22 protein-coding genes and 1 tRNA gene are annotated in these 21,471 nt (G+C 40.8%); 15 read left to right on the top strand and 8 right to left on the bottom strand.

Going from position 1 to position 21,471, the window contains the following annotated elements; translation table 11 throughout:
* Window positions 1–2: 2 nt before the first annotated feature.
* Window positions 3–76, top strand: a tRNA-Asn gene (locus tag HMPREF2917_RS07745).
* A gap of 96 nt (window positions 77–172) precedes the next feature.
* Here HMPREF2917_RS07745 and HMPREF2917_RS07740 read toward each other — a convergent pair.
* Window positions 173–1,528, bottom strand: coding sequence for an aspartate kinase (locus tag HMPREF2917_RS07740; protein WP_070590017.1), 1,356 nt, complete (start codon window positions 1,526–1,528; stop codon window positions 173–175).
* A 240-nt stretch (window positions 1,529–1,768) separates the two neighbouring features.
* On the opposite strand from HMPREF2917_RS07740, the gene HMPREF2917_RS07735 reads away from it, so the two are divergent.
* The 13 genes from HMPREF2917_RS07735 to HMPREF2917_RS07675 all read left to right on the top strand — a co-directional run bounded on the left by HMPREF2917_RS07735 (window position 1,769) and on the right by HMPREF2917_RS07675 (window position 12,437).
* Complete coding sequence (locus tag HMPREF2917_RS07735) at window positions 1,769–2,560, top strand: trans-2-decenoyl-ACP isomerase (RefSeq protein WP_070590014.1); 792 nt, start codon at window positions 1,769–1,771, stop codon at window positions 2,558–2,560.
* Window positions 2,561–2,656: 96 nt separating this feature from the next.
* A complete protein-coding gene (locus HMPREF2917_RS07730; protein WP_003003993.1) occupies window positions 2,657–3,091 on the top strand; it encodes a fatty acid biosynthesis transcriptional regulator FabT in 435 nt (144 codons plus the stop codon).
* Window positions 3,091–4,065, top strand: coding sequence for a beta-ketoacyl-ACP synthase III (locus HMPREF2917_RS07725; protein WP_049514562.1), 975 nt, complete (start codon window positions 3,091–3,093; stop codon window positions 4,063–4,065). Before HMPREF2917_RS07730 ends, HMPREF2917_RS07725 begins: the two co-directional genes overlap by 1 nt.
* A 58-nt stretch (window positions 4,066–4,123) precedes the next feature.
* The gene (locus HMPREF2917_RS07720) at window positions 4,124–4,348 is read left to right on the top strand and encodes an acyl carrier protein (protein WP_003003892.1); all 225 of its coding nucleotides are present in this window, start codon (window positions 4,124–4,126) and stop codon (window positions 4,346–4,348) included.
* A gap of 114 nt (window positions 4,349–4,462) precedes the next feature.
* Entirely contained in the window at window positions 4,463–5,428 is a 966-nt protein-coding gene (fabK, locus tag HMPREF2917_RS07715) for an enoyl-[acyl-carrier-protein] reductase FabK (RefSeq protein ID WP_070590013.1), read from the top strand.
* A 22-nt stretch (window positions 5,429–5,450) separates the two neighbouring features.
* On the top strand, window positions 5,451–6,371 hold the full coding sequence (fabD, locus tag HMPREF2917_RS07710; RefSeq protein WP_070590010.1) for an ACP S-malonyltransferase: 921 nt from the start codon (window positions 5,451–5,453) through the stop codon (window positions 6,369–6,371).
* 12 nt (window positions 6,372–6,383) lie between these two features.
* Window positions 6,384–7,118, top strand: a complete 735-nt coding sequence (gene fabG, locus HMPREF2917_RS07705; RefSeq protein WP_003010456.1) for a 3-oxoacyl-[acyl-carrier-protein] reductase — start codon at window positions 6,384–6,386, stop codon at window positions 7,116–7,118.
* A gap of 61 nt (window positions 7,119–7,179) precedes the next feature.
* Complete coding sequence (gene fabF / locus HMPREF2917_RS07700; protein WP_003010454.1) at window positions 7,180–8,412, top strand: beta-ketoacyl-ACP synthase II; 1,233 nt, start codon at window positions 7,180–7,182, stop codon at window positions 8,410–8,412.
* 3 nt (window positions 8,413–8,415) lie between these two features.
* Window positions 8,416–8,904, top strand: a complete 489-nt coding sequence (gene accB / locus HMPREF2917_RS07695) for an acetyl-CoA carboxylase biotin carboxyl carrier protein (RefSeq protein ID WP_070590006.1) — start codon at window positions 8,416–8,418, stop codon at window positions 8,902–8,904.
* On the top strand, window positions 8,901–9,326 hold the full coding sequence (gene fabZ / locus HMPREF2917_RS07690; RefSeq protein WP_003004019.1) for a 3-hydroxyacyl-ACP dehydratase FabZ: 426 nt from the start codon (window positions 8,901–8,903) through the stop codon (window positions 9,324–9,326). Before accB ends, fabZ begins: the two co-directional genes overlap by 4 nt.
* Window positions 9,327–9,339: 13 nt before the next feature.
* The gene (locus tag HMPREF2917_RS07685) at window positions 9,340–10,704 is read left to right on the top strand and encodes an acetyl-CoA carboxylase biotin carboxylase subunit (RefSeq protein ID WP_003012593.1); all 1,365 of its coding nucleotides are present in this window, start codon (window positions 9,340–9,342) and stop codon (window positions 10,702–10,704) included.
* A gap of 103 nt (window positions 10,705–10,807) precedes the next feature.
* Window positions 10,808–11,674, top strand: a complete 867-nt coding sequence (gene accD / locus HMPREF2917_RS07680; protein WP_003003810.1) for an acetyl-CoA carboxylase, carboxyltransferase subunit beta — start codon at window positions 10,808–10,810, stop codon at window positions 11,672–11,674.
* Window positions 11,667–12,437, top strand: a complete 771-nt coding sequence (locus tag HMPREF2917_RS07675; RefSeq protein ID WP_021154504.1) for an acetyl-CoA carboxylase carboxyl transferase subunit alpha — start codon at window positions 11,667–11,669, stop codon at window positions 12,435–12,437. Before accD ends, HMPREF2917_RS07675 begins: the two co-directional genes overlap by 8 nt.
* A gap of 42 nt (window positions 12,438–12,479) precedes the next feature.
* On the opposite strand, the gene serS is transcribed toward HMPREF2917_RS07675, so the two are convergent.
* From serS to HMPREF2917_RS07640, 7 genes are all read right to left on the bottom strand, one after another.
* Window positions 12,480–13,757, bottom strand: coding sequence for a serine--tRNA ligase (gene serS, locus HMPREF2917_RS07670; RefSeq protein ID WP_003018473.1), 1,278 nt, complete (start codon window positions 13,755–13,757; stop codon window positions 12,480–12,482).
* 217 nt (window positions 13,758–13,974) lie between these two features.
* Window positions 13,975–14,343 (bottom strand): DUF956 family protein, encoded by a 369-nt coding sequence (locus HMPREF2917_RS07665; RefSeq protein WP_023920226.1) that lies wholly within the window; start codon window positions 14,341–14,343, stop codon window positions 13,975–13,977.
* 80 nt (window positions 14,344–14,423) lie between these two features.
* Window positions 14,424–15,335, bottom strand: coding sequence for a PTS system mannose/fructose/sorbose family transporter subunit IID (locus HMPREF2917_RS07660; protein WP_003010435.1), 912 nt, complete (start codon window positions 15,333–15,335; stop codon window positions 14,424–14,426).
* Between the two features lie 18 nt (window positions 15,336–15,353).
* Window positions 15,354–16,157 carry a PTS mannose/fructose/sorbose transporter subunit IIC gene (locus HMPREF2917_RS07655; RefSeq protein ID WP_048789380.1) on the bottom strand — a complete coding sequence of 268 codons (804 nt, stop codon included), beginning with the start codon at window positions 16,155–16,157 and terminating at the stop codon, window positions 15,354–15,356.
* A gap of 27 nt (window positions 16,158–16,184) precedes the next feature.
* Window positions 16,185–17,174 carry a PTS sugar transporter subunit IIB gene (locus tag HMPREF2917_RS07650; protein ID WP_003010431.1) on the bottom strand — a complete coding sequence of 330 codons (990 nt, stop codon included), beginning with the start codon at window positions 17,172–17,174 and terminating at the stop codon, window positions 16,185–16,187.
* A gap of 373 nt (window positions 17,175–17,547) precedes the next feature.
* On the bottom strand, window positions 17,548–18,570 hold the full coding sequence (gene adhP, locus HMPREF2917_RS07645) for an alcohol dehydrogenase AdhP (RefSeq protein ID WP_049490985.1): 1,023 nt from the start codon (window positions 18,568–18,570) through the stop codon (window positions 17,548–17,550).
* A 189-nt stretch (window positions 18,571–18,759) separates the two neighbouring features.
* Window positions 18,760–19,572, bottom strand: coding sequence for a Cof-type HAD-IIB family hydrolase (locus HMPREF2917_RS07640; RefSeq protein WP_070590004.1), 813 nt, complete (start codon window positions 19,570–19,572; stop codon window positions 18,760–18,762).
* 175 nt (window positions 19,573–19,747) lie between these two features.
* On the opposite strand from HMPREF2917_RS07640, the gene HMPREF2917_RS07635 reads away from it, so the two are divergent.
* Window positions 19,748–21,169, top strand: a complete 1,422-nt coding sequence (locus HMPREF2917_RS07635; protein WP_049490983.1) for an NCS2 family permease — start codon at window positions 19,748–19,750, stop codon at window positions 21,167–21,169.
* Window positions 21,170–21,471 lie beyond the last annotated feature (302 nt).

Genomic DNA, 21,471 nt, shown 5'->3' with positions numbered 1-21,471 from the left:
ATTCCGCCATAGCTCAGTTGGTAGTAGCGCATGACTGTTAATCATGATGTCGTAGGTTCGAGTCCTACTGGCGGAGTATAGAATAAAAGAGATCAAGTAATTGATCTCTTTTTTTTACTTTTCATTTTAATCTTAATTAAAGCTCCGTTTAGTTAACGGAGCTTTTCTCTATTTAGTTATTTGGGAAAAATGCTTGATATAAGGCTTTAATTGCTTTTTCTTCTTGATCTTTACTTACAACGAACATAATGGAAACTTCACTAGAACCTTGCGAGATCATTTGAATATTCACTTTATTTTCTGATAGTGCTTTGGCTGCAGTGGCAGTAACCCCTACCTGACTCTTCATTTTCTCACCAACAATCATAATGATAGAAAGATCATGTTCAATTTCGGCTGTGTCAACTTCTAGCTTTTGTGTTAATTGTTTCAGAATCTCTTGTTCTTTGATTGGAGTCAGTTCACGTGAACGCAAAATGATGGATAAATCATCAATTCCTGTTGGCATATGTTCCCAACTAATATTAAGATCTTCTAGTACTTGTAAAACTTTTCGACCAAACCCAACTTCGCGGTTCATGAGGTATTTGGTCATATTGATACTTACAAACCCTGAATCTCCAGCGATTCCTACGACAGTTACATGATCATTTGAATGTTCCAAAACAATTCGGGTTCCTGGGTGGTCTGGATTATTTGTATTTTTAATGACTAATGGAATTTTTCCTCTGTAGGCTGGTACAAGAGCTTCATCATGCAAGACTGAAAAACCAGCATAGGCTAATTCACGCATTTCTTTGTAGGTTAATTCGGGAATAGAATGTGGGTGTTTAATAATACCTGGATGTGCTGCAAAGATACCATTTACGTCTGTAAAGTTTTCGTATAAGTCTGCTTTTACACCTGCTGCAATGATCGATCCTGTAATGTCAGATCCACCACGAGAAAATGTACAAATGTCGCCATCTTGAGTAACACCAAAGAAACCTGGGATGACAATCACTTCACTTGAATCTTTTAGTTCTTCAATTTTATCGTAACTAGATGGTAAAATACGAGCGTTGGAAGGTTCAGCAGTGACCGTAATTCCTGCTTCTTTTGGATGGATATATCTTGCTTCTAATCCATTTTGATTGAAATAAGCAGCAATGAGTTTAGCATTGTTATTTTCACCAGCTGCTAGGAATGCATCGTATGTAAATGGATTTCCTTTTTTAGGTAAATTTGTTAAATCATAGATATCTTCAGCAATTTCTTGAATAATGGAATCTTTGAGACCCAATTCTTCTGTAATGACACGATAACGTTCAATAATCCACTGTTGTGTTTGTGTGACATCCTTATCTGAAGTAAATTCTTTATAATACCGGATCAGAGCGTCTGTTACTTTTGTATCTTCAGCGTTGCGTTTGCCTGGAGCTGATACAACTACAAATCTTCTTTCTGGATCATCTTTAATGATATCAAGTACTTTTTTTAATTGAGAAGCTGATGCTAGAGAACTTCCACCGAATTTAGTTACTTTCATATTTTCTCCTTAATAGTTTCATTAATACATTATACCAAAGTTCAGTTATTGATACAATGTATTTACAGATAGGGCATAAAATAATTGATTCTGTAGAGGAGAGAAATTGTAATTATTCAAATTTTACAATTTTGTTACATCTTATAGATATATTTTACTATTTTACTTTTTTGTGGTATGATATGTTATAATTCAAAAGTTTTAATATCAAAATATTTTATATTTAAATAAAAGGAGTCTGTGATGTTTGAAACAATTTTGTATTCTGTCGAAAACGACCTCGCGACAATCTCTTTAAATCGTCCTGAAGTATCCAATGGTTTTAACATTCCAATGTGTCAGGAAATTTTAGCTGCCCTAGAAGATGCAGAAAAAAATGAGGAAGTAAAATTCATTATTCTATCAGCAGAAGGGAAAATCTTTTCAGTTGGTGGAGATTTAAGCGAAATGAAACGCGCAGTCGATGCGGATGATATCGAGTCTCTTGTTTTAATTGCTGAATTAGTTAATACGATTTCAAAGAAAATCAAGCAATTGCCAAAACCGGTTATTATGGTGGCAGATGGAGCGGTTGCTGGAGCAGCTGCTAACATTGCGGTAGCTGTTGATTTTTGTATTATTAGTGATCGTACTAAATTTATCCAAGCCTTTGTTGGGGTTGGTTTAGCACCGGATGCGGGTGGGTTATTCTTGTTAGGAAAAGCCATTGGCATGTCTCGGGCTACTCATTTAGTAATGACGGGTGAAGCCTTGACTGCTGAAAAGGCATTTGATTATGGCCTAGCTTATCGTGTTTGTGAATCTGAAAGACTCGATAAAACGGTTGAGCAATTGCTTAAAAAATTAAGAAGAGGATCTTCAAATTCTTATGATGCCATGAAAGAAATGGTTTGGGAAGCATTCTTGAAAGAATGGGACCAATATGCGGGTCTTGAATTGGATTTGCAAAAGAAACTAGCATTTACAGAAGATTTCAAGGAAGGGGTTATTGCCTACTCTGAGAAACGTCGGCCACAATTTAAAGGAAAATAAATTTGTAATTTTTCTATGTTTTATGAAAAAATGCTTGCAAATTATTTTCATTTTTGATAAAATTTGACTATCAAAGTAAAATTAGGAGGTGGAGTTTTGAATTACCAATTAGTTAACGACTATTTAACATCCATCTTTAATAATGTTTTGGTTATTGAGGAGTCGAGCCTAAGAGCAAGTCGATTCAAAGATGTTTCTATTAAAGAAATGCATACGATCGATGTGATTGGTTCGACACCGAATGCAACCCCGAGTGATATTTCACGGGAGTTGATGGTGACTTTGGGGACTGTCACGACAAGTTTGAATAATCTTGAGCGCAAAGGGTATATCGAAAGAAGAAGATCGGAAGTTGATCGCCGGGTTGTACACTTGAGTTTAACAAAGAACGGTCGTCTACTTTATCGTCTTCATCAGCAATTCCATAAACGGATGGTCAACCAGATTATTGGAGATATGAGTCCCGAAGAGAAGAAAGTGATGCAAAAAGGATTGCAAAATCTGTATCGTTTCTTGGAGGAAATTAAATAATGGTCTTTGCTAAAATTAGTCAAGTTGCTCATTATGCACCTGACCAAGTCGTATCAAATGATGATTTGGCTGAGATCATGGATACAAGTGATGAATGGATCAGTAGTCGGACAGGTATCCTTCGGCGTCACATTTCAAAAGATGAGACGACAAGTGATCTAGCAACAATTGTTGCACAAAGATTATTAGCAAAAGCAAACTTAGATGCTGAGGAAATTGATTTCATCGTTGTTGCTACGATTACTCCAGACAGCTTAATGCCATCAACTGCAGCCCGGGTACAAGCTAATATTGGAGCTTCTCGAGCTTTTGCCTTTGATCTGACTGCAGCATGTAGCGGATTTGTATTTGCATTAGCCACTGCTGAAAAATACATTTCTTCAGGGATGTACCGGAGAGGAATTGTGATCGGTAGTGAGACGCTTTCAAAAGTATTAGACTGGTCAGACCGTTCCACTTCAGTCCTTTTTGGAGATGGAGCTGGTGGTGTCTTGCTTGAAGCGAGCGATCAAAATTCGTTTTTGGCTGAGAATCTTTTTACGGATGGTAGCCGAGGTGCTAGTCTTGAGTCTTGCTATTTGGGTCTGTCTTCCCCTTATTCAGATGACGTTTCTGATCGAAGATATCTGACAATGGACGGACGGGCAGTTTTTGATTTTGCCATTCGTGATGTCACGAAAAGTATTCAAAAAATTATAGCAGACGCCTCTATGGAAGCAGAAGAGATTGACTATTTTCTGTTACACCAGGCGAATGACCGAATGTTAGATAAGATGTCAAAAAAACTGGGTGTCTCTAGAGAGAAAATCCCAGCAAATATGATGGAATATGGGAACACTAGTGCTGCTAGTATCCCCATTCTATTATCGGAGTGTGTCGAGAATCATCGAATCAAGATGGATGGAAGTCAAAAAATTCTTCTGACAGGATTCGGTGGAGGTTTGACATGGGGCACACTTCTTGTTACAATCTAGTTAAACATGTGGAAACACATTTTAAAAATTTATATATTATTTTTTAAGGAGGCCTATCATGGCAGTATTTGAAAAAGTACAAGAAATTATCGTTGAAGAACTTGGTAAAGAACCATCAGAAGTAACTCTTGAATCTACATTCGAAGATTTAGAAGCAGATTCATTGGATTTGTTCCAAGTTATCTCTGAAATTGAAGATGCTTTTGACATCCAAATCGAAACTGAAGAAGGATTGTCTACAGTTGGTGACCTTGTCGCTTACGTAGAAGAAAAAACAAAATAATGATAGATGAGAGTATCGAAAGATATTCTCTCTTGTTTAGGTAATAGTTTGAGGCTCAAAGAAACAATCTTTTAAACTCAAACTATTACTTAAGCGAAAAAAGAGGTAGGTATCATGCAAACACGAATTACTGAACTATTGAATATTAAATATCCAATCTTCCAAGGTGGGATGGCATGGGTCGCTGATGGTGACTTGGCTGGAGCAGTATCAAACGCCGGTGGTCTTGGAATCATTGGTGGCGGTAACGCTCCAAAAGAAGTTGTAAAGGCTAACATTGATAAAGTGAAGTCTATTACAGATAAACCTTTTGGTGTAAATATCATGCTTTTGTCCCCATTTGCGGATGACATTGTTGACCTGGTGATTGAAGAAGGTGTAAAAGTTGTTACAACTGGAGCTGGAAATCCTGGGAAATACATGGATCGTTTCCATGAAGCAGGGATCACTGTCATTCCTGTTGTTCCATCTGTTGCCCTTGCAAAACGGATGGAAAAATTGGGTGCCGATGCAGTGATTGCAGAAGGAATGGAAGCTGGAGGTCACATTGGTAAATTGACGACTATGACCTTGGTTCGTCAAGTGGTTGAAGCTGTTTCTATTCCAGTAATTGGTGCTGGAGGTGTCGCTGATGGTGCCGGTGCTGCAGCTGTCTTTATGTTAGGTGCCGAAGCTGTTCAGATGGGAACTCGTTTCGTGGTTGCTAAAGAATCTAATGCTCACCAAAACTTTAAGAATAAAATCTTGAAAGCGAAAGATATTGATACGGTAGTTTCAGCATCAGTTGTTGGACACCCTGTTCGTGCGATCAAGAATAAATTGGCTTCTGCCTATAACCAAGCTGAAAAAGATTTCTTGGCAGGTAAGAAGACTCAAGAAGAAATTGAAGAATTAGGGGCAGGTGCCCTTCGCAATGCCGTTGTTGATGGAGATGTTGACAATGGATCTGTAATGGCAGGTCAAATTGCTGGTCTTGTGAGCAAGGAAGAAACCTGTGCGGAAATTCTAGAAGATATCTATTATGGTGCAGCCAAGGTGATTCAAAGAGAGGCTGCTCGTTGGGCAGATGTAAACGTCTAAAAACGTCGAAAGGATTAGGATAGTGACAAAACGTGCGTTCTTATTTGCTGGTCAAGGGGCTCAGAAATTGGGCATGGCGAGCGATTTGTATGCGGCTTATCCCGTTGTTAAAGAGACATTTGATACGGCTAGTCGTATTCTAGGTTATGATTTGCGTGAATTGATTGATTCTAACGAAGAAAAACTGAATCAGACACGCTATACTCAACCAGCTATTTTGACAACGTCAGTAGCCATTTATCGTCTCTTAGTAGAAAATGGTATCACTCCTGATATTGTTGCCGGCCTCTCTTTGGGGGAATATTCTGCCCTGGTTGCGGCTGGAGCTCTTTCGTTTGAAGATGCAGTAGCTTTGGTTGCGAAACGAGGTGAATTCATGGAAACGGCAGCTCCCGCTGGAAGTGGGAAAATGGTTGCTGTTATGAATACAGATCCAAGTTTGATCGAAGAGATTTGTCAACAAGCATCTGAAAAGGGTGTAGTGACACCAGCTAACTACAATACACCAGCACAAATTGTGATTGGTGGTGAGGTTGCGGCTGTGGACTATGCTGTGGAACTATTGAAGGAAGCAGGTGCCAAACGCTTGATCCCTTTGAATGTGTCAGGTCCATTCCACACAGCCTTACTGGAATCTGCTAGTCAAAAATTGGCGGCTGAACTAGAAAAAGTATCATTTAATGATTTTGATCTTCCTTTAGTTGGGAATACAGAAGCTACAATCATGAAGTCAGAAGATGTGAAAGCACTTTTGGCACGTCAAGTAAAAGAACCGGTTCGTTTCTATGATTCAATTGCTACGATTCAAGACTTTGGTGTAGATGAAGTCATCGAGATCGGACCTGGAAAAGTCTTGTCAGGATTCTTGAAGAAAATTGATAAAACTCTTCCAACTCATAACGTCGAAGATCAGGCTAGTCTAGATGCACTTCTGAATGCTTAAAACGAGGTAAAGATGGAACTTAAAAATAAAAATGTTTTTGTAACAGGTTCAACACGCGGAATTGGATTGGCTGTGGCTCATAAATTTGCGAGTCTCGGTGCCAATGTTGTCCTAAATGGACGTTCTGAAATTTCTGAGGACTTACTTGCACAGTTTGCTGACTATGGTGTGACTGTTGTTGGTATTTCTGGGGATATTTCTAATGGCGAAGATGCGCAACGTATGGTGGCTGAAGCAATTGAAAAGCTTGGAAGTGTTGATGTTTTGGTCAATAACGCTGGCATCACAAACGACAAGTTGATGTTGAAAATGACTGAAGAAGATTTTGAACGGGTCTTGAAAATCAACTTGACAGGTGCCTTTAATATGACTCAAGCTGTCTTAAAACCGATGTCTAAAGCTCGTCAAGGGGCCATTATCAACATGTCCTCTGTTGTTGGTCTAATGGGGAATATCGGTCAAGCTAACTATGCGGCTTCAAAAGCTGGTTTGATTGGTTTCACTAAATCAGTAGCGCGTGAAGTTGCGGCTCGTGGCGTTCGTGTGAATGCCATTGCACCTGGTTTCATTGAATCAGATATGACTGATGCTATTCCAGAGAAAATGAAAGATGCCATGCTAGCTCAAGTGCCAATGAAACGAATTGGTCAAGCTGAAGAAGTGGCAGAAGTTGCGGCTTTCTTAGCAGGTCAAGAATATTTAACTGGTCAAACAATTGCCATTGATGGCGGCATGACTATGCAATAATGAATGCTCACTGATCGAAAATTACTTACTTAAATATCCATCCGACAAAAGGAGAATATATATGTCTACAAATCGTGTTGTTGTTACAGGTTACGGTGTAACCTCACCAATCGGAAATACACCAGAGGAGTTCTGGAATAGCCTTCATGAAGGAAAAATTGGAATCAAGCCTATTACGAAATTTGATGCTTCTGAAATTCCAGTCTTTAATGCTGGTGAAATTCAAGATTTCCCATTCGATAAATATTTCGTGAAAAAAGATCAAAATCGTATGGATACTTACTCATTGTATGCAATCTATGCTGCAATGGAAGCTATTGAAAATTCAGGCTTGAACATGGAAGAAGAAGATCGCGATCGTGTTGGTGTGATTGTATCATCTGGTATCGGTGGTTTGCAAGAATTGGAAGATCAAATTATCCGGATGCATGAACGTGGGATGAAGAGAATCCAACCAATGTTTATTCCAAAAGCTCTTTCAAACATGGGGGCTGGAAACATCGCACTTAAGATTGGGGCTCAAGGGGTATGTAAATCCGTGACAACAGCTTGTGCTTCTGCCAACGATGCCATTGGTGAAGCTTTCCGTGAAATTAAATTTGGTATGCATGATGTTGTTTTGGCAGGTGGTGCTGAAGCTTCGATTACTAAGATTGGTATCGGTGGTTTCAATGCCCTTACGGCCCTTTCAACAACGGAAGATCCAGAACGTTCATCTATTCCATTTGATAAAGACCGCAATGGTTTTGTGATGGGTGAAGGTGCAGGGGTTCTTGTCATCGAAAGTTTGGAACATGCCCAAAAACGTGGTGCTAATATTTTGGCTGAAATTGTTGGTTACGGTTCAAACTGTGATGCTTACCATATGACAACACCAACACCAGATGGTTCAGGTGCTGCTAAAGCAATTAAATTGGCTATTAATGAAGCTGGTATCAAACCTGAAGATGTTGATTATGTTAATGCTCACGGGACATCAACACCTGCCAATGAAAAAGGTGAAAGTGGTGCCATTGTTTCTGTACTTGGTAAAGAAGTTCCAGTATCATCTACGAAATCATTTACAGGGCACTTGCTTGGTGCTGCTGGTGCAGTTGAAGCGATTGCTACTATCGAAGCGATTCGTCACAGCTTTGTACCAAAAACTGCTGGTACCAAAGAATTGTCTGACTATATCGAAGCAAACGTTGTTTATGGTGAAGGTCAAGAAGCGGATATTCAGTACGCTATCTCAAATACCTTTGGTTTTGGAGGACACAATGCTGTTCTGGCCTTTAAACGTTGGGAGGGTTAATTCATGAATATTTCTGAAATCAAAGATTTGTTGGCTCAATTTGATGCGTCAACTTTGCGTGAATTCTCATATAAAAATAATGGCGAAGAATTGAATTTGAGTAAAAACCAAACGAGTTCAGTTGCGGCTACACCGGTTGCTCCTGCAGTTGAAGTGGTAGCAGCTCCTCAAACTCCTGTAGTAGCCCCTGTTGTTGAAGCACCAGCAACTCCAGCTGTAGCGGCTGAACCGGTTGCTGCTCCAGCTCAGGCTGCAGAAGGTGATGTGGTTGAAAGTCCATTGGTTGGGGTGGCTTACTTGTCGCCAGCTCCGGATAAACCATCCTTTGTATCTGTAGGAGATAAGGTCACTAAGGGTCAAACACTCTTGATTATCGAAGCTATGAAAGTGATGAATGAAGTCCCAGCACCAAAAGATGGGGTAGTCACTGAAATTTTGGTAACGAATGAAGAAATGGTTGAATTTGGAAAAGGATTGGTTCGAATCAAATGACAATTGATATTAATGCTATTCGTGAGGCTTTGCCGCATCGTTACCCAATGCTTTTGGTGGATCGCGTTTTAGAAACAAGCGAAGATACGATTGTTGCCATTAAAAACGTGACAATTAATGAACCATTTTTTAATGGACATTTTCCACAATATCCTGTTATGCCAGGTGTTCTCATCATGGAAGCTTTGGCACAAACAGCAGGTGTACTAGAGTTGTCAAAACCTGAAAATAAAGGGAAATTAGTCTTTTATGCAGGGATGGACAAGGTGAAGTTTAAAAAACAAGTCGTTCCAGGAGATCAACTGGTAATGACGGCTACTTTTGTCAAACGTCGTGGAACCATTGCTGTTGTTGAAGCGAAAGCAGAGGTAGACGGTAAGCTTGCAGCTTCAGGAACACTTACTTTTGCAATTGGAAATTAAGAAAGGCCTATTTATGTTTCGTAAGATCTTAATCGCCAATCGTGGTGAGATTGCAGTTCGCATTATTCGTGCGGCTCGTGAACTTGGCATCGAGACGGTTGCGGTGTATTCTACTGCTGATAAAGAAGCCTTGCATACCTTACTAGCGGATGAAGCAGTCTGTATTGGACCTGCTAAATCAACAGAATCTTATTTGAATATGAGTGCTGTCTTGTCTGCAGCTGTTCTAACAGGTGCAGAAGCTATCCACCCTGGTTTTGGATTTTTAAGTGAAAACTCAAAATTTGCGACTATGTGTGAGGAAGTGGGTATTAAATTTATCGGTCCTTCTGCTAAAGTCATGGATATGATGGGGGATAAGATTAATGCTCGTAAACAGATGATCAAAGCAGGAGTACCCGTTATTCCTGGATCAGATGGTGAAGTGTATACGGCTGAAGAAGCCCTCGAGATTGCAGAGCGTATTGGTTACCCTGTGATGTTGAAAGCATCTGCAGGAGGTGGTGGTAAAGGAATTCGGAAGGTTGAAAAACCAGAAGATCTGGTTGCTGCTTTTGAATCAGCTTCCTCAGAGGCTCAAGCTGCTTTTGGGAATGGTGCCATGTATATGGAGCGGGTGATTTATCCGGCACGCCACATTGAAGTACAAATTTTAGCGGACCAGCATGGACATGTCATTCACTTAGGTGAACGCGATTGCTCTCTTCAACGGAACAATCAAAAAGTTCTAGAAGAATCCCCTTCAATTGCTATCGGAAAAACTCTTCGTAATCAAATTGGTTCTGCTGCTGTTCGGGCTGCTGAATCAGTTGGGTATGAGAATGCTGGAACGATTGAATTCTTGTATGATGAAGGCAAAGGTGAGTTCTACTTTATGGAAATGAATACCCGTGTGCAAGTGGAGCATCCTGTCACAGAATTTGTAACAGGAGTTGATATCGTTAAGGAACAGATTAAAATCGCAGCTGGCCAAGAATTATCCGTTACTCAAGAGGATATTGTCATTAAAGGCCATGCGATTGAATGCCGGATCAATGCGGAAAATCCTTCCTTCAACTTTGCACCAAGCCCAGGTAAGATCACTAATCTCTATCTTCCAAGTGGTGGGGTTGGCTTGCGTGTGGATTCTGCTGTGTATCCTGGGTATACGATTCCACCATACTATGATAGTATGATTGCCAAGATCATTGTCCATGGGGAAAATCGCTTTGATGCACTGATGAAAATGCAGCGTGCTCTTTATGAGTTGGAAATCGATGGTGTCACAACCAATAGCAGTTTCCAGTTGGATTTGATTTCAGATTCACATGTGATCGCTGGTGATTACGACACTGCATTTTTGATGGAACAATTCCTTCCAAATTATAATAAGGAATGATGAAAAAGCCTGGACTTGTGAGGGAAGTATGAACATCATCTTCACAGTTTCAGGCTTTTATAGTAATGCTGCAGATACTGTAGCATATTATAAGGAGTAAGTAATGGCATTATTTTCTAAAAAAGATAAATATATTCGGATCAATCCGAATAGGTCAGCCTGGAAGGAGCCTCAGCCAAAACCTGAAGTTCCTGATGAACTATTTTCACAATGCCCAGGTTGTAAACATACCATTTACCAAAAGGATTTAGGTAGTGAGCGTGTCTGCCCGAATTGTGGCTATACCTTCCGTATTTCTGCTAAAGAACGCTTGGCGCTGACAGTGGATCCGGCTAGCTTTGAAGAAATGTTTACAGGAATCGAAACAACAGATCCTTTGAATTTCCCAAATTATAAGAAGAAACTAGCAGCAGTGCGGGAAATGACAGGACTGGATGAAGCTGTTCTGACTGGAACTGCCTTGATTAAAGGACAAAAAGTTGCGCTTGGGATCATGGATTCCAACTTTATCATGGCTTCAATGGGTTCTGTAGTAGGTGAAAAAATTACTCGTTTATTTGAATTTGCGACAAAAGAAAAATTGCCAGTTGTTCTCTTTACCGCTTCCGGTGGCGCTCGGATGCAAGAAGGAATCGTGAGTTTGATGCAAATGGCAAAAATTTCTGCGGCTGTTCAACGTCATTCTAAAGAAAAATTATTCTATTTGACGGTATTGACAGATCCGACAACTGGTGGGGTGACAGCCTCATTTGCTATGGAAGGTGATATTATCATGGCAGAGAGTCAAGCCTTGGTCGGGTTTGCTGGTCGACGCGTGATCGAATCAACTGTACGTGAAAAATTGCCAGATGATTTCCAAAAAGCAGAATTTCTACAAGAACATGGATTTGTAGACTTGATCGTGGAGAGAAGCCAAATCCGAGCAACAGTTGGACAATTATTGGCCCTTCATGGAGGTAAACATGAGTAAAATAACACAGATTATTAAAGAGGCACGTGACCAAGGAAGATTGACTGCTCTTGATTTCGCTCAAGGAATTTTTGATGATTTTATCGAATTACATGGAGATCGAAACTTCCGTGATGATGGTGCGGTGATTGGTGGGATTGGACGCTTAGGCGATCAAACGGTTACAGTCGTTGGAATCCAAAAAGGAAAAAATCTTCAGGATAATCTAAAACGTAATTTTGGGCAACCCCATCCAGAAGGCTATCGAAAAGCTCTGCGCCTCATGAAGCAAGCAGAGAAATTTGGCCGTCCAGTTGTGACCTTTATCAATACAGCGGGTGCTTATCCTGGTGTTGGTGCTGAAGAACGAGGACAAGGTGAAGCCATTGCCCGCAACCTCATGGAAATGAGTGATTTAAAAGTTCCAATTATTGCGATTATCATCGGAGAAGGTGGTTCTGGTGGTGCCTTGGCTCTTGCTGTAGCAGATAAGGTCTGGATGCTTGAGAACTCCATCTATGCAGTCTTGAGTCCAGAAGGTTTTGCCTCTATTCTTTGGAAAGATGGAAGTCGTGCCATGGAAGCAGCAGAGTTGATGAAGATTACTTCTCACGAATTGTTAAATATGGAAATTGTCGATAAGGTGATTCCCGAGCATGGATTTTCAAATGGAGAACTACTGGCTCAAGTGAAGAAGGAATTACAGGAAGAGTTAAAGGTTTTACAAGCCTTACCTCTCGAAGAGCTTCTGGAGCAACGCTACCAACGTTTTCGTAAATATTAAAAAACTGAGCTTGCAATTTGCAAGTCTCAGTTTTTTTAAACTTTATTTTGGTGCGATGACTTCTGCACCACCCATGTATGGGCGAAGGACTTCTGGAATGGTCACAGAACCGTCTTCGTTTTGGTAGTTTTCAAGAATAGCAGCGACGGTACGTCCGACTGCCAATCCAGAACCGTTCAAAGTGTGAAGGAGTTTTACCTTGCCATCTGCTTCATCACGGTAGCGGATTTGCGCACGGCGAGCTTGGAAATCTTCTGTATTGGAACAGCTTGAGATTTCACGGTAGGTGTTTTGCGCTGGAATCCATACTTCCAAGTCATAAGTCTTGGCAGCTGAGAAGCCCATGTCTCCCGTTGAGAGAGCTACTACACGGTATGGAAGATTCAGTTTTTGAAGGATATTTTCAGCATTGACAACCATTTTTTCCAATTCATCATATGATTCTTCTGGTTTAGCAAACTTCACCATTTCAACCTTATGGAATTGGTGCAAACGGATCAAGCCACGGGTATCACGACCGGCTGAACCAGCTTCTGAACGGAAAGATGGACTCATAGCGGTGAAGTAGATTGGAAGGTCTTTCCCATCAAGAATTTCATCGCGGTAGTAGTTTGTCAAAGGAACTTCAGCTGTTGGAATGAGGACATAATTGGTATCGCTAAGTTCAAAAGTATCTTCCTTGAATTTTGGATACTGACCAGTACCAAACATAGAATCATGGTTGACCATGTAAGGAGGGATGACTTCAGTGTAGCCTTCCTTGCCATGTTCATCCAACATGAAGTTGTAGATAGCGCGTTCTAAGCGAGCTCCAAGTCCTTTGTAGAAGAGGAAACGAGCACCAGTGACTTTAGCCCCGCGTTCCCAGTCAAGGATATCAAGGTCTTCTCCTAAATCCCAGTGAGCTTTTGGTTCGAATCCAAATTCGCGCGGTGTTCCCCAACGACGAACCTCAACGTTGTCATCCTCATCTGCTCCAACAGGGACACTATCAGCTGGGATATTTGGAAGGGTAGTAGTGAATTCAGTTAATTTGGCATCGATTTCAGCCAATTCTGTATCCAATGCTTTGACTTCTGCAGAGAGGGTTTGCATGGCAGCAATCTTATCATCTGCATTTTCCTTGTTGCGTTTAGCTTGTGCGATTTCAGCAGATACAGTGTTACGCTCTGCTTTGAGATTTTCTACTTTGACTAAGATATCTCGACGTTTAGCATCGATTTCTTTCATTTCATTCAAAATAGCTGCATCTACGCCACGTGTTGCCAACTTTTTAGCAACCGCATCAAAGTCTGTACGAATTCGTTTAATATCTAACATAGCTTCTCCTTTAACAAAAAACACACCTGTTAAAGTGTTGGAGTGGCAGAGCCACGGTTCCATCCAACTTCACAGGTGTGCACTTGATTCAATATTGTATTTTAAAGAAACGGTAGAATTTCAATTAAGATTTCTATCTGCTCGCAACAACCGCAGACTTTCTGAAAGAGACTCTTAACTTACTTATCCGTTTGCGTCTATTATACAAGAAAAGATCCTATTTTGCAAATAGATTTTTAATTTTAGCCGTGATGATTTGGATCAACGTAGGAAGTTTGACAATTTTATCATTTCCTAGATGTTCCCGAGCAATTTTTAAAATTTTTCCAGAGTCTTTTGAAGCAAAGAGAAATTTTGATTCTCTGGTATAGATTTCAAAATGGCGGCTAATTTTACGTCCGGATACATTGGCTCCGATTCGCTCGATTTCTTGCCAGGGAATTTGGATGTAGTCTTCTACATTTGCATCCGCATAAAATTCAAAAGCGGCATTCCCTACTAGGATTTTTCCAACCTTTCCCCCCACTCCAAGGTAAGAAACCCCTGTAGTATGGAATTCAACGGTTTTATTCAATGATTGAGCCATGAGATCCTCCTGTATTGCTGTTCACTCCATTATATCATAATAAAAAGAAGGCCGAAACCTTCTTTTTAGTTGATCTTTGCTTACATCAAGCCAGCAACGTGTGCTAATACACCGATTACAAAGAGAGCGATGATGATAGTGATTGGAGATACTTTTTTCTTCAACAACCACATACAAGCAAAAGTAAGAAGTAATCCCATCAAACCAGGAATCAATGAATCCAAGTTTTGTTGGAAAGTTGTAACCTTTTCAGGTGTTTGAGAGAGACCTGAGCCAACTTGAGCGAAGGCTTCTTGGATACCCTTGTATCCTTCAGGAAGTTTATCCCAGTGGATATAAGCTTTGTCGTCTAATTTGACAGAAGAAACATTAAAGATGAATTTAATAGATACCCAACGTTCTACCAAGACAGCAAGGATGAACATCCCGAGGATAGAAGCTCCTTTGGTGATGTCTTGCAAGATCCCACCAGACATATCTTTGGTAATTTCAGAACCTGCTTTGTATCCAAGTTCTTGCGTGTACCACAAGAAGGCCATACGAATCGCATTCCATGCGATAAAGAAGATGAGTGGGCCAAGGATGTTACCAGACGCAGCAAGTGATGCACCAAGGGCACCAAGGATAGGACGTACTGTAAACCAGAAGACTGGATCTCCGATACCCGCCAAAGGACCCATCATACCAATTTTAACCCCTTGGATGGCAGCATCGTCAATCGCAGCACCGTTTGCTCTTTCTTCTTCAAGAGCAAGTGTTACCCCGATGATAGGAGCGGCAACGTATGGGTGAGTGTTGAAGAATTCCATGTGACGTTCAAGAGCAGCCGCTTGGTCTTCTTTCTTCGTGTAGAGTTTTTTGATAGCTGGGATCAATGAGTAAGCCCAACCCAAGTTTTGCATCCGTTCATAGTTCCAAGAACCTTGCAAGAAGGTTGAACGCCACCAAACTTTTTGACGATCTGATTTAGATAATTGTAATTTTTCAGTCATGATAGTGTCACACCTTTCTTAATAGTCTTCGAGAATGTCGCCGATTGGATCGTTAGAAGTAGCGGCTCCGCCACCTCCATTGCCACCTTTCTTAGAAAGAGTAAGGTAGATCAAGGCAAGGGCAACACCAATTGCTCCAAGAGCGATCAAAGTTAATTGGCTAACGGCTGCAAGAGCAAAACCAATGGCAAAGAATGGCCAAACTTCACGGCTTGCCATCATGTTGATAACCATGGCATAACCAACGGCTACAACCATACCACCACCGATTTGCATTCCATCAGAGAGCCATTTTGGCATTTGTTCAAGAGCAGTTTTAACAGTTTCAGCAGGAATCATCAACAAGAGGGCTGCAGGAATGGCGATACGAAGACCTTGAAGAAGAAGGGCCACAAAGTGAGCGCGTTCTACACCTTTGATATCCCCTTTTCTAGCAGCAGCGTCGGCAGTGTGAACCAAACCAACGGAAAGGGTACGGACGATCATGGTCAAGAAAAGACCAGCAACTGCAAGTGGAATAGCGACACCTTGAGCAACAGCGATTCCTTTTGTACTGAAGTCTCCCCCAAGTACCATGATGATGGCAGCAGCGACAGATGCAAGGGCAGCATCGGGTGCAACTGCGGCACCAATGTTTGCCCAGCCAAGTGCAATAAATTGAAGTGAACCACCAAGCATAATGCCAGCAGTCAAGTTACCTGTTACCAAACCGATTAAGGTACAAGCAACAAGGGGTTGGTGGAATTGGAATTGGTCAAGGATACCTTCAAGACCTGCTAAGAAGGCAACAACGACCACTAATACCATAGAAATAATAGACATGTTTAAAATCCTTTCGTAAGTAATCGATTATTGAACGTTAGCTTTGTTAATTAAGTCAAACAAATCTTTCTTAGAGTCATTTGGCACTTTACGGACGTCAAATTCAACTCCAAGATCACGCATTTTTTCAAATGTAGCCACATCATCTTTATCCATTGATAACACATTGTTCACCATGGTTTTACCAGTTGAGTGGGCCATTGAACCAACGTTCAAGGTTTTAATCGGAACACCACCTTCGATGGCGCGAAGAGCATCTTGAGGTGTTTCAAATAAGATCAAAGCATGGGTATTTCCAAAACGTGGATCTTTTGCAACGTCGATCAATTTTTGAATTGGGACAACGTTTGCTTTCACACCATTTGGTGCCGCTTGTTTGATCAATTCCTTACGGAGTTCATCTTTGGCAACAGAATCTGAAGCAACAATGATCCGATCGGCTTTTGAATCAGGTGTCCAAGCAGTTGCGACTTGTCCATGAAGAAGACGTGTATCTAAGCGGGCAAGGTTAATCTTGAGTTTTCCATCTCCGATAACCGTTCCTTCTGGAATAGCAGCTTGGGCTACAGGAGCAGCAGCGGCTGTACTAGCTTCTTCAACAGGATTCAATTCTTCTGGAAGGGCTTTGACACCGTCTTTTGCTTCCTTGATGATGTTTGCAGCGACTTGATCAACGCCGGCATTTGCATCCATCAAACGTTCTGTATAAGCTTGAATCAACATCGGAAGGTTCAATCCTGTGATGATCGCAAATTTACGATCTGGATTTTCTCCCATGACGCGACTTGCTTGGTTAAATGGAGAACCACTCCAAAGGTCAGCCAAAACCAAGACTTCATCTTCTGCATCAAATGCGGCAACAGCTGCATTGAATTTAGCATAGAGATCATCCGGGCCTTCACTTGGCATGAACGTAACCACTTGAACTTTCTCTTGATCCCCAAAGATCATCGAGCCGGATTGGTGGATTCCAGCTGCAAATTCACCGTGGCTAGCAATAATGATACCAATACTCATTATTGACATTCCTCCTTATAAAATTTGTTTGACTTTCAGTTTAAGAAAACTTTAAGCTACTTTATTATAAATCGTTTCCACACTTAAGTCAATTTTTCTATCAAAATCTCGATGTAAAAACATTAATTTATTATATTAAATTATCGTTAGATAGAAAAAGAATGCTCTTGAATGCATTTTGTTTATTACTTGTTGATGCTTAAAAAAACAATAATAGACATGTTTTATAGGATTTTGTTCTTAATGAAAAGATTCCGACAATCAAACGATATTCTCGAAAATAAAAATAAATATATAATAAATTGTAAAATAGAGTGATTGAGAGCACTCAAAAAGACTAGCCCAGTTGGGCTAGTCCTGTAGGTTCAGTTGTTTAGTTTGTAAAGTCAAGTACCATACGTCCTTGAATGGTTCCGGCTTCCATTTCGTCAAAGACTTTGACAGCATCTTCCACTGGACGTTTTTGAACGACAGGGACTACCAAGCCTTCTGCCCCAAATTGGAAAGCTTCTTCCAAGTCTTTACGAGTTCCTACAAGAGAACCAATGACTTGGATACCATCTAATACCGTTTTCACAATGCTGAGGTCCATCATTTCAGAAGGAAGACCAACTGCGATCACGCGGCCACCTGCACGAACAGAATCTACTGCTTGGTTGAAAGCTACTTTAGAAACAGCTGTTACGACAGCAGAGTGAGCTCCACCATTTGTTTTTTCTTTGATTAATCCTGGGACATCTTCAACTTCGCGACCGTTGATGACAAAGTCTGCACCAACTTCTTTTGCCAATTCTAGTTTATCATTGTTGATATCGACAGCGATGACATGTGCGTTGAAGACTTTCTTAGCATATTGAACAGCCAAGTTTCCTAGTCCACCAGCTCCATAGATAACGATCCATTGTCCTGGTTCAGCTTTGGCTTCTTTGATGGCTTTGTAAGTGGTAACACCTGCACACGTAATAGAAGAAGCTTGGGCTGGATCTAATCCTTCCGGTACTTTCACTGCGTAATCTGCAGTAACGATACATTGTTCAGCCATTCCTCCATCAACAGAGTAGCCAGCATTTTTTACAGTACGGCAAAGGGTTTCACGACCAGTTGTACAGTATTCGCAAGTTCCACATCCTTCGAAGAACCATGCAACACTGACACGATCCCCAACTTTTAGGCTCTTAACATCTGGAGCAACTTCTTTAACAATACCGATTCCTTCGTGTCCAAGAACACGGCCTGGAACTTTACCGAAGTCTCCGTGAGCAACGTGCAAGTCAGTGTGGCAGACACCACAGTATTCGATTTGAACAAGAGCTTCCCCTGTTTCAAGTGGACGTACGTCTTTGTTTGCAACGATTTCAACACCAGTACCTTCTGGATTTACAACAACAGCTTTCATTTTGTTCCTCCTTAAGTGAACGAGAAGCGATTTAGTTTTTTGAAAGCGCTTCTTTAATAACTATGTTAATAATATCACAAACCAGATGGCAAGGCAATGAAAAAAATGTAAAAATAGGAAGGTATTGATTAACCGATTAAGGATTTGGCGCAGAAAAAGACATGAGGGGATAACTCATGTCTGTTAGTTTTATAAGAATAATTGAATGAGTTGACGCGCGACACCATCTTCGTTATTCGTGAAATCTGTGACGGAGTCTGCATAAGGGAGAAGGACGGAGCTGGCATTTTTCATGGCGTATCCATGACCAGCGAGAGCTAGCATGTCGGTATCGTTGTGCTCGTCTCCAAAGGCAATCAAATCCTTCTGATCCATATTGAGTTTATCTAGAAGGTAGGTAAGAGCAGATGCTTTGGTCACATTTTTGGGATTGCATTCCAGAATATTTAAGGGACCACCCCAAGTATTGATAGACAGATTGTAGTCATAATGACGATTCATTTCATCTGCCAGAGCATATTTGTCTTCCGCTTTCGTTTGAAAGAGGATACAGTTTGGGTCGCTCGTTACCCGCTCGGGATTGAATTGATTTTCTGGTTGGAAAGATTCAATACCGAATAATTTAGGGTCTGCAACGTGCTCATTTGGATCGGTAATAAAGAATTTATTGCGGTATTCGCCTGCTATAAAGTCCGCTTGGATAGTGTCTCGGTTAGCGACCATATCTAGCAGGTATTTTTTATCTAAAGTCAAGCATTGTTCATCCGACCATTTTTTCTCAGGTAGATGCGTAAGGGAGCCGTTAAAATTGATCATCGGAGTATCTAGCTCTAGTTGTTTGTAATAGGTATGTGCCATACGGTAGGGGCGGCCTGTTGTAATAATGACTTTATGACCAAGAGCACTAATTTTTTTAATGGTCTCAATGGTAAAGTCGCTCAATTTGCTTTCGGAATTTAAGAGGGTACCGTCTAGATCTAGAGCGATCATCTTTTTATGCATATTTCAGTTCCTTTCGAGAAGAATGAGACCATTATATCAGAAAAATCGGAAAAGCGCTCAAAAATCGAGAAGAGAAGTAGGATTTCTTGAAAGGCGAAAGATCTTTTGGTAAAATAGAAATAACGTTCGCAAATTGATTGGGAGCGAGAATGATGAAAAAGGAGTTTATTCTGAAATGGATAAGTTTTTTAAACTTTCAGAACATGGAACCACTGTTCGAACAGAGGTTCTTGCTGGTTTGACAACCTTTTTTGCGATGAGTTATATCCTCTTCGTAAACCCTCAAATGTTGTCACAAACAGGTATGCCAGCTCAAGGAGTCTTCCTTGCAACGATTATTGGATCCGTTGTCGGGACCTTGATGATGGCTTTTTATGCCAATTTACCTTATGCACAAGCACCTGGGATGGGCTTGAATGCCTTCTTTACCTTTACCGTTGTATTTGGTATGGGCTACTCATGGCAGGAAGCTTTGGGGATGGTCTTCATTTGTGGAGTGATTTCATTGATTATCACATTGACAAATGTTCGGAAGATGATCATCGAATCGATTCCGACAGCTCTTCGCTCTGCTATTTCAGCGGGGATCGGGATTTTCTTGGCCTATGTTGGAATTAAGAATGCAGGATTTTTGAAATTCACGATTGACCCTCATACCTATACAGTGGTCGGAGAAGGAGCAGATAAGGCGAATGCAACGATCTCAGCCAATGCATCTGCTGTTCCTGGATTGGTTGATTTTAACAATCCAGCTGTCCTCTTGGCTCTTGTTGGTCTTGCGATTACTATTTTCTTTGTTGTCAAAGGGATTAAAGGTGGGATTATCCTTTCCATCTTAGCAACGACTGTTCTTGGAATTCTCATCCATGTTGTTGATATCACTAAAATTGACTTTGCAAGTAACCATCTAGGAGCTGCCTTTAATGATTTAGGCACGATCTTTGGTCAAGCTTTAGGATCGAAAGGATTGGGTTCTTTGATTTCCAATACGTCTCGTTTGCCTGAGACCTTAATGGCCATCTTAGCCTTCTCCTTGACGGATATTTTTGATACAATTGGAACTCTAATCGGTACGGGTGAAAAAGTTGGGATTGTTGCGACAAATGGGGAAAACCATCAATCAGCGAAATTAGATAAGGCCCTCTATTCAGACCTTGTAGCGACTTCAGTCGGAGCTATTGCAGGAACTTCAAACGTAACGACGTATGTTGAATCTGCAGCTGGTATTGGAGCTGGTGGACGCACTGGTTTGACAGCCTTGGTTGTAGCGATCTGTTTTGCTATTTCAAGTCTCTTTAGTCCGTTGTTGGCGATTGTACCGACCGCTGCCACAGCCCCAATTTTGATTGTTGTTGGGATCATGATGTTGAGTGGCTTGAAAAATATCCATTGGGAAGATATGTCAGAAGCAGTTCCTGCTTTCTTTACCTCTATCTTTATGGGCTTCAGCTACTCGATTACACAAGGGATCGCTGCTGGATTTATCACCTATAGCTTAGTGAAAGTGGTTAAAGGAGAAGCCAAAGAAGTGCACAGCATGATTTGGATCCTAGATGTTCTCTTTATTTTAAACTACGTTAGCATGGCCTTGAATTAAGTATCAGAAAAGTGCCAAAAAGGAATGGGAGTTGTCTCCCATTCCTTTCAGATTGAAGACAAAGTTATACCAAAAACATTCCTTAGGTGAGTACGGACGTCAGCGAACTTCTTCGAAGTTCCATGACTAATTATTGAGCCTAAGGTCTCAATAATTCTGAGTGCCTGAAACGTTATTGTTTCAGGCACTTTTCTCACAGCGGAAAGTTTCAGTGTTTTCTTAAATCGATTTAAAAATTGGAACTCAAATTTATTTTTTTTTGCGGAATCACTTAACTTATTTTACTTTAAAATAGTTTGTCT

The sequence above is a fragment of the Streptococcus sp. HMSC061E03 genome, from assembly GCF_001813505.1.
Taxonomy (GTDB): domain Bacteria; phylum Bacillota; class Bacilli; order Lactobacillales; family Streptococcaceae; genus Streptococcus.
This window is presented reverse-complemented; position numbering and strand designations above follow the sequence as displayed.